The organism is Xanthomonas sp. WHRI 6108 (assembly GCF_040202385.2).
Lineage (GTDB): Bacteria > Pseudomonadota > Gammaproteobacteria > Xanthomonadales > Xanthomonadaceae > Xanthomonas > Xanthomonas arboricola.
The window spans coordinates 3,277,894-3,291,757 of record NZ_CP168198.1; the positions used below are offsets into that span (position 1 = coordinate 3,277,894).

Consider the following 13,864-nt stretch of genomic DNA (forward strand, 5'->3'; position numbering starts at 1 on the left):
TTGCCGCTGCGGTGATGCAGCAGCCGTGCAATGGGCGGACATACTACAGACTGTCCGCGACCGGCAGAAAGGGCCAGAAGTCAGCCGGTCAGGCCAGCTGCAGGCGGTAGTAGACCACCCGTTCAGTTGGCTCGAAGCCGCATGCCGCATGCGCCGCCTGGGCACCGCTGTCGTCCAGCCGCGCATCGGAGGCCAGCTCCGCGCAGCCCTGCTCCCGCGTCCACGCCACTGCCGCGGCCACCAGCGCGCGACCGAGCCCGCGGCCGCGCCAGGCCGGACTCACATACCAGCCTTCCAGAAAGCCCACCGGCGTGCTTTCGGTGCCATTGACGTAGTCGTGGCGCACCGACACCTCGACGAACCCCAGCGCCGCGTCCGCGTCGTCCACCACCAGCAGGTGGCTGGCGTCTGCCTGCGCCAGCGCGGCCTGCAGCTCGGCGACGCCATCGTCGGCATCGGGCCACAAGGCCAGGCGCAGGGCCAGCAAGGCCTGCGCATCGGCGCCCACCGCCGCGCGCACCCGCCAGCCGGCCTGTGTGCTCACGGATACAGCATCCGCTTGCTCCAGTGGCTGGCCGCATCGGCCTCGTAACGCCAGCGCTCGTGCAGGCGGAACTTGGCGCCGTACCAGAACTCGAATGCCTGCGGCACCACCCGGAACCCGCCCCAGCCCTCCGGGCGCGGCACCGCGCGGCCTTCGAAGGTGGCTTCGACCTTGGCGATGGCCGCGTCGAACTCCTCACGCGAGCCCAGCGTCTGCGACTGCAGCGAGGCCCAGGCGCCGATCTGGCTCATGCGCGGGCGCGAGGCGAAGTAGGCATCCGATTCCTCCGCGCCGACCAGTTGCACGCCGCCCTCGATGCGCACCTGGATGCCGGCCTCGCGCAGGCTGCGCCACAGAAACAGCAGGGCGGCCTGCGGATGGGTCTGCAGGTCGCGGCCCTTCGCGCTGTCCAGGTGGGTATAGAACACGAACCCGCGCGCATCGAAGGCCTTGAGCAGCACGGTGCGCGCGCTCGGCCGGCCGTCCACGTTGGCAGTGGCCACGGTCATTGCGCTGGCTTCGAGTTCGGCGCCGGCCTGCGCCTCGGCGTACAGCGCGGTAAAGGTGGCAAGGGCTTCTGCGTACAGATCGGTCATGACGGTGCGAGGGCAGCAAGATTGACGCCTATTGTGGGCGCATCGGGCCTGCTTCGCCTATGCGCAGCGGTCGACAGACCTGCGCCCGCTGTAAGAACCTGCCGCTGATGCCTGAAAGCAGGTCGTGCGCATTGGGGCGTCTTCGCGCCACTGACGCTGGCTGCCAAGCATTCGCCACGGGTTGCGTGCGGACGCTCCATCTTCAGCGGTCGTCCCAGCCGTTGTCCGCGCAGCGTGGGTGTCGATGCTGCTGCGCGCAGCCGGCGGTCGCCGCGCCGGAATGGTTTCAGTCCATGCCGATCGGCCCGATGCGCGGGCCCGAATGCTACGATCCCTGCGCATGAACCCCGCTTCCAATCTCGTGATGGTCGGCCCGATGGGCGCCGGAAAAAGCTGCATCGGCCGCCGTCTGGCCGAGCGCTTCGGGCTGGAGTTCGTCGACGTGGACCAGGCCATCGTCGAGCAGGTCGGCAGCAGCATCCCGGCCATTTTCGAACAGCACGGCGAAGCGCGGTTCCGGCAGCACGAGGTCCAGACCCTGCAGACGCTGCTGGAGCAGGACAACAAGCTGATTTCCACCGGCGGTGGCGCGGTGCTGGATCCGCTCAACCGCCAGCGCATCCGCGCGCGCGGCTTCGTGGTGTACCTGCACGTCAGCGTGCCGGCACAGCTCACCCGGCTGGCGCGCGACCGCAACCGGCCGCTGTTGCAACGCGCCGACCGCGAGCAGGTGCTGCATGCGATGGCCGCGCAACGCACCCCGCTGTACCAGGAGGTCGCCGACCTCAGTCTGGAAACCGATCATTTCTCCCCCGCCGAGGCCACCGCGCAGCTGGTGCTGCGCCTGGCCGCGCAATGGCGCATGTCGAGTCCCCCCGCATGACACTTCCCCGTTCCTCGCGCAGCGTCGATGTCGACGGTGCGCAGCCGTACACCATCACCATTGCGCCCGGCCTGCTGGCCGATGGCGCGCGCCTGGCCAGCCATGTGCGCGGCCGCCACGTATTGCTGCTCAGCGACTCGCAGGTGGCCCCGCAGTACGCCGCCGGCGTGCGCAAGGCGCTGCTGCAGGCGCGCCCGGACCTGCAACTGGGCGAGCTGGTGATTGCCGCCGGCGAAGCCTCCAAGACGCTGGACAATTTCGGCGCCGCGATCACGGCATTGGCCGAGCTGGGCGCCACCCGCGACGCCTGCGTGTTCGCACTCGGCGGCGGCGTGGTCGGCGACCTGGCCGGATTCGCGGCGGCCTGCTGGATGCGCGGGGTGGACTGCGTGCAACTGCCCACCAGCCTGCTGGCGATGGTGGATTCCTCGGTCGGCGGCAAGACCGCGGTGGACATCCCGCAGGGCAAGAACCTGGTCGGCGCGTTCCATCCGCCACGCGCAGTGATCGCCGATACCGACACCTTGCACACCCTGCCCGCGCGCGAGCTGCGCGCCGGGCTGGCCGAGGTGATCAAGTACGGCGCCATCCGCGACCCGCTGTTCTTCCAGTGGCTGCATGCCGAACGCCGCGCGCTGCTGGAGCGCGATGCCGACGCGCTGGCGCAGGCGATCGCGCGCAGCTGCGAGCACAAGGCCGACATCGTGGCGCGCGACCCACTGGAAAAGGGCGAGCGTGCCCTGCTCAACCTGGGCCACACCTTCGGCCATGCGATCGAGACCGAACAGGGCTACGGCGCGCCCGGCAACGACAACCTCAACCATGGCGAAGCGGTCGCGGTGGGCATGGTGCTGGCCGCGCGGCTGTCGGCCGCGCTGGGCATGAGCGATGCGCAGAACACCGACGCGCTGCGCGCGCTACTGCATGACTTCGACCTGCCCACCGACATTCCGCCCGGCCTGTCCCCGCAGGCCCTGCTGGGGCGCATGCGACTGGACAAGAAGAACATCGCCGGCCGCCTGCGGCTGGTGTTGTGGCGCGGCATCGGCAAGGCCGAGGTGGTACCCGATGTCGACGAGGCGGCAGTGCTGGAGATCCTGGCGGGCTGAGCAACGCCGCTTGTCTCCGGCACATTCGTAGGAGCGCCCCCGGGCGCGACAGGGCTTGCCGGTAAATCCCGTCGCGCCCAGGTGCGCTCCTACGTCATCCCTGCTTGCCAACCTCCCTTCGCAAGCGGAGCAACCCGGCGCGCCCATTGCCCCCAGCCTTCAGCACCGCCCGGCTACAATCGGCGCCATGCGCATCCACTTGCAACACGATCCTGGCGGCAACGCGCCGCTCCGCTACGTCCAGCTGACCCTGCAACCGGATCTGTTCGGCGGCTGGGAGCTGCTGCGCGAAAGCGGCGAGATCGGTGGACGCTCGCAGTTGCGACGCGACCAATACCTGCTGCAGGACGAAGCGGACCGGGCCTTCGACAAGGCGCGCGACACCCACCTCAAACGCGGCTTCCAACTCATCACCGGCGGCGCCGACGCGCCGCGCTGAGGACACACCTCCCATGCTCAAGAACGATCGCCTGCTGCGCGCCCTGAACCGTCAGCCCGTGGACCGCACCCCCGTGTGGCTGATGCGCCAGGCCGGCCGCTACCTGCCGGAATACCGCGCCACCCGCGCGCGCGCCGGCAGCTTCCTCGGCATGGCCAAGAATCCCGAAATCGCCTGCGAAGTGACGCTGCAGCCGCTGCAACGCTTTCCGTTGGACGCGGCGATCCTGTTCTCCGACATCCTGACCATTCCCGATGCGATGGGCCTGGAGCTGTATTTCGTCGAAGGCGAGGGCCCCAAGTTCCGCCACCCGGTGCGCGATGCCGCCGCGATCCATCGGCTGGGCGTGCCGGACATGGAGACCGAGCTGCGTTACGTGATGGATGCGGTGCGCCTGATCCGCCGTGAGCTGGATGGCGCGGTGCCGTTGATCGGCTTCTCCGGCAGCCCGTGGACACTGGCCTGCTACATGATCGAAGGCGGCGGCAGCAAGGAATACGCGCGCATCAAGGCCATGGCCTTCAACGCGCCGGAGGTGCTGCATCACCTGCTCGGCACCGTCACCGATGCGGTGATCGCCTACCTGTCCGCGCAACGCGCGGCCGGTGCACAGGCGTTGCAGGTGTTCGACACCTGGGGCGGCGTGTTGTCGCCGGCGATGTACCGCGAGTTTTCGCTGCCCTACCTCACCCGCATCGCGCGCGAGCTGGAACGCGGCGACGGTGCCGAGCGCACCCCGCTGGTGTTGTTCGGCAAGGGCAACGGTGCCTACGTGAGCGAGCTGGCCTCCAGCGGCGCCGAAGCGGTAGGCGTGGACTGGACCATCGCGCTGGCCGACGCCGCCCAGCGCGCCGGCGGCCGCGTCGCGCTGCAAGGCAACCTGGACCCGGCCACCCTGTACGGCTCGCCCGAGGCGATCCGCGCCGAGGTCGGCAAGACCCTGGACAGCTACGCCCAGGGCAATGGCGGCTCGCGCGAAGGCCATGTCTTCAACCTCGGCCACGGCATGTCGCCCGACATGAATCCCGACCATGTGGGCGTGCTGGTGGAAGCGGTGCAGACGCTGAGCAAGCGGTAATCCAAGGCACGGGTCGACAGCGCACCGGTGTGCTGTCGACCGCCGCTCAGCGCGCGCGCCCGGGGAGTGCACGCTGAACGCGATGACCGGCGGCGGCTGCATCAGCAATAGATCGGCAGCACCGCCGATACGTATGGGATGCTGCCAGGCCGCGCCAGGCACGCGGCACAGTGACGAAGGCAGTCTTCAGCGATAGCAAGACCAGCCTCCATGCCGTCACCCGGATCACGTCTGCATCCGCTCCAAACACGGCCCTCGCGCCTCGTTCCGTTGAACGTGATCTCGCCACTCCAGTGATGTGCGCAGTGAGCGCCCTGCCGACGTCACTGCGACGTGATGCGCGCCGAGCTCAGCCGCAACGCGGTCAATCATCGATGCGCGTGGGCTCCGGTTTCGCGGGGTACCGACAGCGTACCGGCCGGCCATTGACTTGCCGCAGAGAGTCGCCAAGCGGACGCGAGCGTTGCTGCCTTGCGTCAGCAGCAGCCTGTGCTCGCCTGTTCTGCATGGTCCTTCCGTTACTCCCTTTGCGATTCACCACGACATTCCCCGCACGCGGTTCCAAAACGCGTCATTACATCGCATGCCGCCCTAAAGCGGATCGGCTTCACGTCGATAAGCCCGGCATTGCCGTCGTTTAGACCAATTTTCCCGGAGCAAGGAGATTTACTGTTTCTCCACGGTGATGCGGTGCCACTGCAACACATCTCCGGACAGGCAGGCCGCCTGCCGAACCTCGACATCGTCACGTTTGTTCAAACGCTCCACTCATTCGAGAACAGGGAGAAACGCATGGCATTTCCAACCGCCGTCAACGACCAGATCACCGACTCCGTCACACAAGCCAATACCAAGGTGCTGGGCGATGCCCCCGCCATCGCCATGGGCAATCTGTACCAGGCCACCGCGCAGGCACTGGCCAATGCCGCCCATAACGCGACCAATGCGCAGCAGCAGAGTTATGTCACTGCGCAGTCGGCCACCACCATGGGCGTGGCCACCCTCTATTCCATCGACACCGCCACCACCGGGGTTGCGACCAAGCAGGTTCTGAGCACCGGCATAAAGGGCCTGGGCTAAGCCGACCGTGATTTCTGGCACATAAGGAGCAAGCAATGGCATTTCCGACCGCAGTCAATAATCAGATCACCGATTCCGTCACCCAGGTAAATACCAAGGTCCTGGGCGACGCACCGGCGATCGCGATGGGCAATCTGTATCAGGCAACCGCGCAAGCGCTGGCCAATGCCGCCCACAACGCCACCAACGCGCAGCAGCAGAGCTACGTCACTGCGCAGTCGGCTACCACGATGGGCGTGGCGACGCTGTACTCCATCGACACCGCCACCACCGGCGTCGTCAGCAAGCAGATCCTGGGCGTCTGACGGCCCGGCTAACGCCAAGGACATTCGCCAATGGCATTTCCCACCGCCGTCAACGACCAGATCACCGACTCGGTTACCCAGGCCAATCTGCAGGTATTGGGAAGCGCTCCAGCCGCAGCCATGGGCAATCTGTACCAGGCCACCGCGCAGGCGCTGGCCAACGCGGCCCACAACGCAACCCTCGCGCAACAGCAGATGTATGTCACCGCACAGGCAGCAACCACGATGGGCGTTTCGCTGCTGTATTCGCTCGATACCGGCACCACGGGTGCCGCCACCAGGAAGATCCTCGGCTAACCGCTAACGCCGCAGCGTCTTCGTTGTTTCCCTACCTCAAGGAACTATCACAATGGCCTTTCCGACCGCCGTCAACAGCCAGATCACCGATTCCGTTTCCCAGGTCAACACCAAGGTCCTCGGCGATGCGCCGGCGATTGCAATGGGCAACCTGTTTGTTGCCACCAGCCAGGCGCTGTCCAATGCCGCCCACAACGCCACCAACAACCAGCAGCAGTCCTACGTGACGATGCAGGCGTCGACGACCCAGGGCGTGTCCACGCTGTATTCGATCGATACCGCGTCCGATGGCGTCGCCACCCGGGAAATCCTGAGCGCCGGCCTCCGGTAATCGGCAGCCAGGCGCCGCTGTCACAGCGAGAGCGGCGCCTGGTTCGATACGCGAAGCCTTTGCAACCACCACGCAGTTCGCTGGCCGAATCGAGAAAGGACGTCTCATGCTGCAACTACGTCATATCCCCACGTCCAACACCCTGGACGTCGTCGTCAGACTGATCCGGGGCCGCACCATTGTGGCGACGTTCGCGCCGCACCAGAAGGCGGTGATCAACGTCGAGTTCGACGGCATCCTGCCTGTGATTCCCGGAGTGCAGCCGTTGGTCTACCGCCGGAAGCTGGACAGCGTGATCAACGTGCCGCAGGGCAATTTTGCATTCCTGGAACGCGTGCCCGATGGCGTAGCCTTGCAGTACGCGTGCAGACACGAACCACAGAACACCGTGCTGTTCTCGGCGTCGGCTGGCGTCGCACAGCGCAGGCCGTCGTTGGCCTAGGACACTGATGCCAGTGCCCCGTCATGGAGCCAAGCGCGCAGGCTGCAAGCGTCGCCAACCTGATCGGTACCGCCGCTACAGGTGCGGCGATGGCGATCGGCCAGGCGCCGGCCTTCGCGATGGGGGCGACCTATCTGGCGCTGTCGGATTCCATCGCCCTCGCAATGGAAAACGCAGTCGCCAACCAGCAGCGCGGACAGGTGCTTGCCGATGCAGCCCTTACTCAAATCCTTGCCTTAATCATCCAGAAGGGAGCGACTTCGTCATGATCGACGACAGTAGCGTGAACAGCCAGGTCGTCGATGCGGTGAGCAGCATCGTGACGCTGACCACCGGTCAGGCGCCCGCACAGGCGCTCGGCATGCTCGATGCCGTGATGCTGGAGACGCTGGGCATGGCGATGCACAACGCCGTCAACCGGCAGCAAGGCGCCGGCATGATCAATGCAGCAGCGATCACCGCCGCCTGCGCCAAGATGATCTCGGCACCGTTCCCGGTGGCGCCGCCACCACCGCCTGCACCACCCGGACCACCACCGACGGTCGCGCCGTTGCCCGGCCCGCCCCCCGTACCGCCCCCGCCTGCAGCGCTCATCGCCGCCGCAGCGGCGGAAGCCAAGGTGGCCGTCGACGTGCTGAAAACGCAAGCGCAAGGCGCCTCGGCAGATGCTGCGACCGCAACCGCCGACCTCTTGGAAGTGCATGCGCTGAGCGTACCGCCGCCCCTGCCCGCTACTCCCCCCGCCTCCGGTGCCGGCCCCGATGATGCTGCCACTTCTGATGCTCCTGCTGCTGCAGCCGCAACTTCACCCGCAGCTGCAGCTACAGGCACACCCCCTGTCGTTGCTGCATCTGCATCTGCTGCTCCTGTTGCACCTGCATCTGCATCTATCCCTGCACCTGCACCTGCGCCGCCTGCTCAGTCATAGGGCGTCCGCAGAGATGAGGTCAGCCCCCCCTACCACCAGGCCTCATTGAAAGGCGGCCGATCATTCCATGGGAATCAAGATGGAACCGACAAAGGTCAATGCGCAGGTCATCGATGTCATCAACCAGGTGCAGCTGGCGACCATGAGCCCGCAGGTCGTGCTGACCAGCGGAGCCGGCAAAGCCTACCAATCGGTGGCGCAGTCCACTGCCATCGCGGTGCAGGACGCCACCGACGCGTTGCGCAATGTCTCCACGATCGCCACCACGGCCGTTGGCGTCGCGATGGCGCAGTACCTGGCCACCGGCGATGACAAGTACGTCACTGCACTTACCCAGGCGCAGGCACTGATGCAGGGCGCCACCGACGACTTCGCCAGGATCGGTTCGGCGGCCGGGCTGGTGCTGAAGAATTTCCCCGCTGGTTGAACTCACAAGGAGTCACGCAATGTCCGTTTCAATCGCAGGCCGCCTGATCTCGATGCCGACGATGCTCTCGACGCTGGGCAGGCAGTGCCTGGCCTTCATCGATGGAGGCACGCAGTGGCTGGCCTGGGCGATCCAGTCGCCCGGTGTGCGCTACGACTTTCCCGACGAGAGCAGCCTGCTCGACGAAGTGCAGCAAGGCCTGCATGGCTCGCGCCTGGCCTTGTTGCCACAGCTGGAGCTGAAGGTCAGCCCGGTCAAGCTGATGACCTTGAGTCCGACCGACCTGGGCACGCTGGCGCAGGCCGAAGCAGGCGACACCGGCTCGGTGGTCAAGGCGCAGCTGCAGCGCATCTTTCGCGACAACGCCCTGTACACCGCAAGCGACCTGGCCGCAGGCCGCAGCCTGCTGACCCAGTTGAAGGTCGATGGCGCCGGCGTGTTCCAGTCGCTGGACCTTGAAGAAAGCCTGGCGCTACGCCAACTGGCCGCCGAAGCGCCGCCAGCCGACGTCACGCCAGCACTGCAGCAGGAGGCAGCAGCATTCGCCATCGAGCAGGCGCGCACGCCGCTGGAATTCTGTGACTACTACCGCTTCTATCTGGCCTGCACTTCCACCATCGCCGCTGAGGACGAACGTGCGCATGCGGCGGCCTCGGCGCTGCAGACGCTGCTGCCGCAGCTGTTCACCACCCTGGATTGCCCACAGGTGCAGGGGTTACCTTCGCCCAACGAGGTCGAGCGCAGCGTTGCCGAATGGCTGGCACGCGGTCGCCAGATCGGCTTCGCGCGGCTATCGCTGGCGGCCCAGCAGATCGTCCAGCACACCCGCTACCGAGGCGACGGCGACGACCAGGCGGCGAGCGATGCGATCCGCCTCTACCTTCAGTCGGCGCAGGCCTTCCTGGCGGCCAACCGGCCCAGCCGTGGGGTGCTGGGCCAGGATGGCAGCAGCTGCGTGTTCACCATGCAGAACGATGCCCTGGCTGCACTGCTGCAGGTCAACGGCGGCATCATCTCGCTCCGCGACTTCGGTGCCGCACCTGCGTCACCCACCACCTCGCAAGACACGGATGCGGAGGTCACGCAGTGAGCACACCGCCCCCGCCTGCTGCGGCCGGCGACCAGGCCCCGCTTGCGACCAGCGCCGCCGACGCGGCGCGCGAAGCGGTGCATGCAGGTCGCGCCGCTGCCCTAGCGGCCGCACGCCAGGGCATGGCGCAGGCCGAAAACGCACTGGGTGAGAGGCTGCGCGCGCTTGCAGCGCAGCGCCCAACCGAAACCGCACCACTCGCCGCGCCGATGCGACCATCGCGTGCCGATGCCGTCACACCGCTCCATTCCGCGTCCACTTCAGGAGATACCAGCATGTCCGACGATACTCAGCCCACGCCCCCGTACCAGACACCAGCCTCCACTGCGCAATCGTCAGGATCCTCGCAGATCGAAGCGGCGCTGAAAGCGGCGCAAGCCCAGATCGATCAGGCGATGGCGGCCAGCGATAGGGCAGTACGGGCGGCCATGCAGGCCGCAACCGCCGCGACCGCCGCAGCTGGCAATGACCAGGCGATCGATAGCGCAAACCAGGCACTGCAGCAGGCAGAACAGGCCGCCGCTGCGGCGGTGACCGCCGCGCAGCAGCAGACCGAGCAGGCAATGGCGGCGACGTCGCCGGCCACTCCGAACGCCGACGACGGAATAGCCAGCTGACGGAGCGATGCGTTTCGGCGTTGCGATGAAGCCGGTCTCGCGATGAACCCGTCCGGTCTCATTGGCGCCGGTCTGCCGGCTCCCCGCCGCCACGTTGATCCAGCAGCGCAGCCCCACTTGCCGCGGCCATCTAGCCCCGGCCCAGCCAACGCCCGATCCGAAGGAATTCCGACATGACCGTCTACACAGGCTTCGACACCGATCAATTCCCCGGATTGCCCGCCCTTGACTGGCTCAAGACCCAGGCCGAGCTGGCGTGGTGCGGCTACTACCTCGCACCGGCGCCAAGCCATGCCGACACCGGCTGGATGGGCCAACGCGCTGCGTTGATCGCACAAGGCTGGGGCCTGGCGCCCGTCTACCTTGGTCAGCAGACGATCGGCCCCGGTTCGCACGACGTCACCGCCCGGCAGGGCAGCCTCGATGGTGCACAGGCCGCAGCGCTGGCACGCGCCGAAGGCTTTCCCGATGGCGCGGTGGTCTATCTCGACTGGGAAGATGGCGGCAGCCCGCCACAGGCAGCCATCGACTACATCCGTATGTGGATCGCCGCGCTGTTGGGCAATGGTTTTTCGCCCGGCCTGTACTGCTCGCACGCGCGCGCAGTGGAACTGCTGTCGCGGATAGGCCCCTGCCCCTCCCCGCGCGTCTGGGCCTGGCGGGTCTCCACGGCAGGGCGTCACCTCTACGCCGGCGACATCCGGCACGTCCAGCCCTCCGATCCGGCCGGCTGCGGCTATTCCCAGGCCATGCTCTGGCAATACGAACAGGATGCGGTGCTGTCGCTTCCTGGTACGCCGTGCGATGGACTGGAAGTTGACCTCAGTTATTCGAGTTTAGCCGATCCGAGCTCGGCGTGATTGCGCGTATTTCCTGCATCGGGAAAAAGCAGGAACCCATAAACTCCAGCAATGCATGAAGATCCCTTGCAACCAACCCGACACTCCCTGCATCGATAGACGACACCACGCGTCACCCCACTTTCCCCCGCACTGATTCAATGCATTAAACGACCGGATAAGCGCATCACCTGCGTCAATCAATCCGCCAACGCACTCGTCGAAACCAGGCCAAAGCCGAATCCGGATCAACGCCTGGTGCGGACCTAGCTCCATGGAATCACATCAATATTCCATAGCAACCCTCGCCCAAAGGGACCTGCAACGATTGGCTAGCGCCCTCGGAAAGAATAATAACTGTGGATTTTCCCCAATAAAGTATAGCGAAATCGGCGGTATTAAAAAACGCTCCGACACCCCTGTCCAAGAGCCCACGTCTGTATCGAGCGTGCATGCGCGTATCCCCGCAGACCGGGATCATGCCGATCTAACCGCATAAAACCTAGCGCCTGCAGCAGCCAGCCCACGAGTACGCATTACCACAGCGGCAAGAGAACTCCGCCATCAGGTCGCTCGATCTCGGTACGGCATATGCCGGCCTGCACCTTCCGCCTCGAAAGGAGATGTGAAATGACAGTAATAGTTGATTTGATGTCAGAACAAACCAATTCCGTCGGCATCGCAGGCATCTCACGACACCAAGGACGTTGGAGGCACCGGCCAGACATGCGCTATGAAGTCGACCCCGACCCGACCTTGATCGCTTGGACCGAGCAAAACATGGGAATCGGATCCTCAAGATTATCGCGCTCTCCCCTGTTACAGCAATTTACAGGTCATACGGCCGTTCTGTCTCGTCTTCGCGGGCGGGTCCAGTTCGTCAGGGGACTGGTACCGAATGTGTCGGGTTATCCATGGGCGTTCTTTGGCCAAGGCGGTGGAGGCCACTGGCAAGATGATAGCGCCATGCTTGACGACCCGACCTGCGTCAGTTTCGAGATACCTGTAACAGAGGAGGATGCCGGAAATTTCCCGCGATGGTTCCGTGCTGTGGCTCCGGAAATCAATGTCTTCGCACTGAAGAATGGTGACGGATTCAATAGCTTCAATTGCGTCCTAGCCTCTCTCACGCTGCTCATCAACTACCTTCTCGAGTCGGAGAACGACTATTCCTCCTATGTCATCCAACTGACAAAAGTACGCGACTCGCTTCAAGGCCATTTGATGCAAAACATCATGGGTGGATTTATATAAATCCACCACATGACACGCCCGCCGCAATCACAACCCCGGTCAACAGCAGTGCATTGAATAATCACGCAACTCGACTACAGCGAAAGTTTAGCAGCAAAAGCCACATTTCACTCCGTGAATGCATCAAGAGTTCACCCTCATACCACCGTAGTGCACGAGCCCCGTAATCCACACATAGATTAATACAGCGACCCAACCACCCGAGATTCTGGAGACATCAAGAATGTCAACATTCACAGTATTTTTTTGCGGGACAGGATCGAACAGCCTGGATTACGACAGTGCAAACTACAGCGAAGGACAGCTTATCTCCACATTGGCACGCAACCATCTCGGGGTGGAGTTCGACGATTGGCTCATAGCGGATGGACCGGGCAGCGGGAATCAACAAGAAAACGATAAATGGACAGTCCCGGGGAACTACACTGATGCTCGGGGTACTACTTTTGGCTCGGGCTGGGAGGAGAACGTCAAGCACGCGATTGCGGTGATCAAGAAGGACCCCAGCCATATGAGGGCCTTAATGACAGATGCGGAAATACGCATCCTACAAAGGGAAAAGGCAGCTGCCGAAGCAGCTGGACTTGAGCCGCAGAACACTTTTGGTGGCTGGACCCCTGCCAATAAGCACCGAAAAATCGTTCCCCAAGCCTTACAAAAGGCGCGAGCAAAAGTCCTGCGAACACCACTGCCTGACCGCGTCAACCTCATTGGCTGGAGCCGTGGCGCAGTTACCTGCCACATGATGGCCAATGCAATGTATGCCGACCCGCAGCTCCGCCACATCTGCGTCAACATTTTCGCGATAGACCCGGTACCCGGTCCTTTGAATTTCCAGTTAAACAGGACAACACTGAATACCAACGTGCTGGAGTACCGCGCCGTATACGCACGCGATGAGAGGGCGCGCGGCTTTACTCCGATCATCCCGGACGTAAAAGTAAAGAAGGAACTAATCCTCATGCCTGGTGCCCATGCGACCCTTGTCGGAAACGCATCCAAGAATGGCAAGGGCGGCGGCAACCAGATCTTTCCGGAACCAGGACAAATGGTGCGGCATCTTGCGGAGACATTCCTGCGGGATAATGGGACGCAGCTCGGCTCATGCCTGAATCTGAAGGATACCGGCTTATTGGAACTCTACGAACAAATTCTCAAGGACGATAGAAGCTACATCGCAATGCGGCAACTGGGCTACGGCATGGGATGTGTGGAAACGGAAAGCGGAGACCGATGGGCAGCCGTGGGTTCCGGTGCGGTTGTTGCGGGCCTGACATCGCTACCGATGCTGCACCCCGATCCGATCTTTGTAAATTGGCACCATCGCAGTGTTTACATCAAGCACTATGCCGATCTGACAGGAAGGCCGGAGGCCATTGAAAGGGACTTGCTGGCTCAGTGGTTCCCGGTAACCACAGGGCGGTTCATTAGTCGTCCCTGAAAGACCTCACTCGCCCGACCGCCCCAATGCGTTACAGGCAGCCCAACCGTGCCACAACTGCGCTTTTTCGCTACGCTGGACCTGATCGCTAGCAATCCGGGACCATCCTTGCACTGCCGTACCCGTGGCCGAATGATGCCAGCTCGTTGTCGGCAGCGCAGGAG

Annotated in this window: 19 protein-coding genes; 17 read left to right on the top strand and 2 right to left on the bottom strand. The window is 64.3% G+C overall.

The window, feature by feature from the left end:
* Positions 1-88: 88 nt before the first annotated feature.
* A complete protein-coding gene (gene aac(6'), locus ABQ039_RS13860) occupies positions 89-544 on the bottom strand; it encodes an aminoglycoside 6'-N-acetyltransferase (RefSeq protein WP_184608889.1) in 456 nt (151 codons plus the stop codon).
* Complete coding sequence (pdxH, locus tag ABQ039_RS13865) at positions 541-1,140, bottom strand: pyridoxamine 5'-phosphate oxidase (RefSeq protein WP_005995039.1); 600 nt, start codon at positions 1,138-1,140, stop codon at positions 541-543. The genes aac(6') and pdxH overlap by 4 nt, the downstream gene beginning before the upstream one ends.
* Positions 1,141-1,480: 340 nt before the next feature.
* Here pdxH and ABQ039_RS13870 point away from each other — a divergent pair, with 340 nt between their 5' ends.
* From ABQ039_RS13870 to ABQ039_RS13950, 17 genes are all read left to right on the top strand, one after another.
* Positions 1,481-2,023, top strand: a complete 543-nt coding sequence (locus ABQ039_RS13870; protein ID WP_005995037.1) for a shikimate kinase — start codon at positions 1,481-1,483, stop codon at positions 2,021-2,023.
* Positions 2,020-3,132, top strand: coding sequence for a 3-dehydroquinate synthase (gene aroB, locus ABQ039_RS13875; protein ID WP_184608886.1), 1,113 nt, complete (start codon positions 2,020-2,022; stop codon positions 3,130-3,132). The genes ABQ039_RS13870 and aroB overlap by 4 nt, the downstream gene beginning before the upstream one ends.
* A gap of 187 nt (positions 3,133-3,319) precedes the next feature.
* Positions 3,320-3,571: a WGR domain-containing protein gene (locus tag ABQ039_RS13880; RefSeq protein WP_006449079.1), complete on the top strand. Its 252-nt coding sequence runs from the start codon at positions 3,320-3,322 to the stop codon at positions 3,569-3,571.
* Between the two features lie 13 nt (positions 3,572-3,584).
* Positions 3,585-4,649, top strand: coding sequence for a uroporphyrinogen decarboxylase (gene hemE / locus ABQ039_RS13885; protein WP_184608884.1), 1,065 nt, complete (start codon positions 3,585-3,587; stop codon positions 4,647-4,649).
* A gap of 792 nt (positions 4,650-5,441) precedes the next feature.
* Positions 5,442-5,729 carry a RebB family R body protein gene (locus ABQ039_RS13890; RefSeq protein ID WP_024938706.1) on the top strand — a complete coding sequence of 96 codons (288 nt, stop codon included), beginning with the start codon at positions 5,442-5,444 and terminating at the stop codon, positions 5,727-5,729.
* Positions 5,730-5,764: 35 nt separating this feature from the next.
* Complete coding sequence (locus ABQ039_RS13895) at positions 5,765-6,034, top strand: RebB family R body protein (protein WP_024938705.1); 270 nt, start codon at positions 5,765-5,767, stop codon at positions 6,032-6,034.
* A gap of 30 nt (positions 6,035-6,064) precedes the next feature.
* Complete coding sequence (locus ABQ039_RS13900) at positions 6,065-6,331, top strand: RebB family R body protein (RefSeq protein WP_054591479.1); 267 nt, start codon at positions 6,065-6,067, stop codon at positions 6,329-6,331.
* 52 nt (positions 6,332-6,383) lie between these two features.
* Positions 6,384-6,662: a RebB family R body protein gene (locus tag ABQ039_RS13905; protein WP_022973268.1), complete on the top strand. Its 279-nt coding sequence runs from the start codon at positions 6,384-6,386 to the stop codon at positions 6,660-6,662.
* A 106-nt stretch (positions 6,663-6,768) separates the two neighbouring features.
* Positions 6,769-7,104 (top strand): hypothetical protein, encoded by a 336-nt coding sequence (locus ABQ039_RS13910; protein ID WP_184608881.1) that lies wholly within the window; start codon positions 6,769-6,771, stop codon positions 7,102-7,104.
* Positions 7,105-7,127: 23 nt separating this feature from the next.
* Positions 7,128-7,373 carry a RebB family R body protein gene (locus ABQ039_RS13915; protein WP_024939223.1) on the top strand — a complete coding sequence of 82 codons (246 nt, stop codon included), beginning with the start codon at positions 7,128-7,130 and terminating at the stop codon, positions 7,371-7,373.
* Positions 7,370-8,032: a RebB family R body protein gene (locus tag ABQ039_RS13920; protein ID WP_080689427.1), complete on the top strand. Its 663-nt coding sequence runs from the start codon at positions 7,370-7,372 to the stop codon at positions 8,030-8,032. Before ABQ039_RS13915 ends, ABQ039_RS13920 begins: the two co-directional genes overlap by 4 nt.
* Positions 8,033-8,111: 79 nt before the next feature.
* Positions 8,112-8,459 (top strand): hypothetical protein, encoded by a 348-nt coding sequence (locus tag ABQ039_RS13925; protein WP_024939226.1) that lies wholly within the window; start codon positions 8,112-8,114, stop codon positions 8,457-8,459.
* Positions 8,460-8,478: 19 nt separating this feature from the next.
* A complete protein-coding gene (locus ABQ039_RS13930; protein ID WP_184608879.1) occupies positions 8,479-9,549 on the top strand; it encodes a hypothetical protein in 1,071 nt (356 codons plus the stop codon).
* Positions 9,550-9,671: 122 nt separating this feature from the next.
* Positions 9,672-10,166, top strand: coding sequence for a hypothetical protein (locus tag ABQ039_RS13935; RefSeq protein WP_349778023.1), 495 nt, complete (start codon positions 9,672-9,674; stop codon positions 10,164-10,166).
* 173 nt (positions 10,167-10,339) lie between these two features.
* Complete coding sequence (locus ABQ039_RS13940; RefSeq protein ID WP_349778022.1) at positions 10,340-11,026, top strand: glycoside hydrolase domain-containing protein; 687 nt, start codon at positions 10,340-10,342, stop codon at positions 11,024-11,026.
* A gap of 609 nt (positions 11,027-11,635) precedes the next feature.
* On the top strand, positions 11,636-12,259 hold the full coding sequence (locus ABQ039_RS13945) for a hypothetical protein (protein ID WP_223293132.1): 624 nt from the start codon (positions 11,636-11,638) through the stop codon (positions 12,257-12,259).
* Positions 12,260-12,482: 223 nt separating this feature from the next.
* A complete protein-coding gene (locus ABQ039_RS13950; protein WP_184608874.1) occupies positions 12,483-13,700 on the top strand; it encodes a hypothetical protein in 1,218 nt (405 codons plus the stop codon).
* Positions 13,701-13,864: the final 164 nt, after the last annotated feature.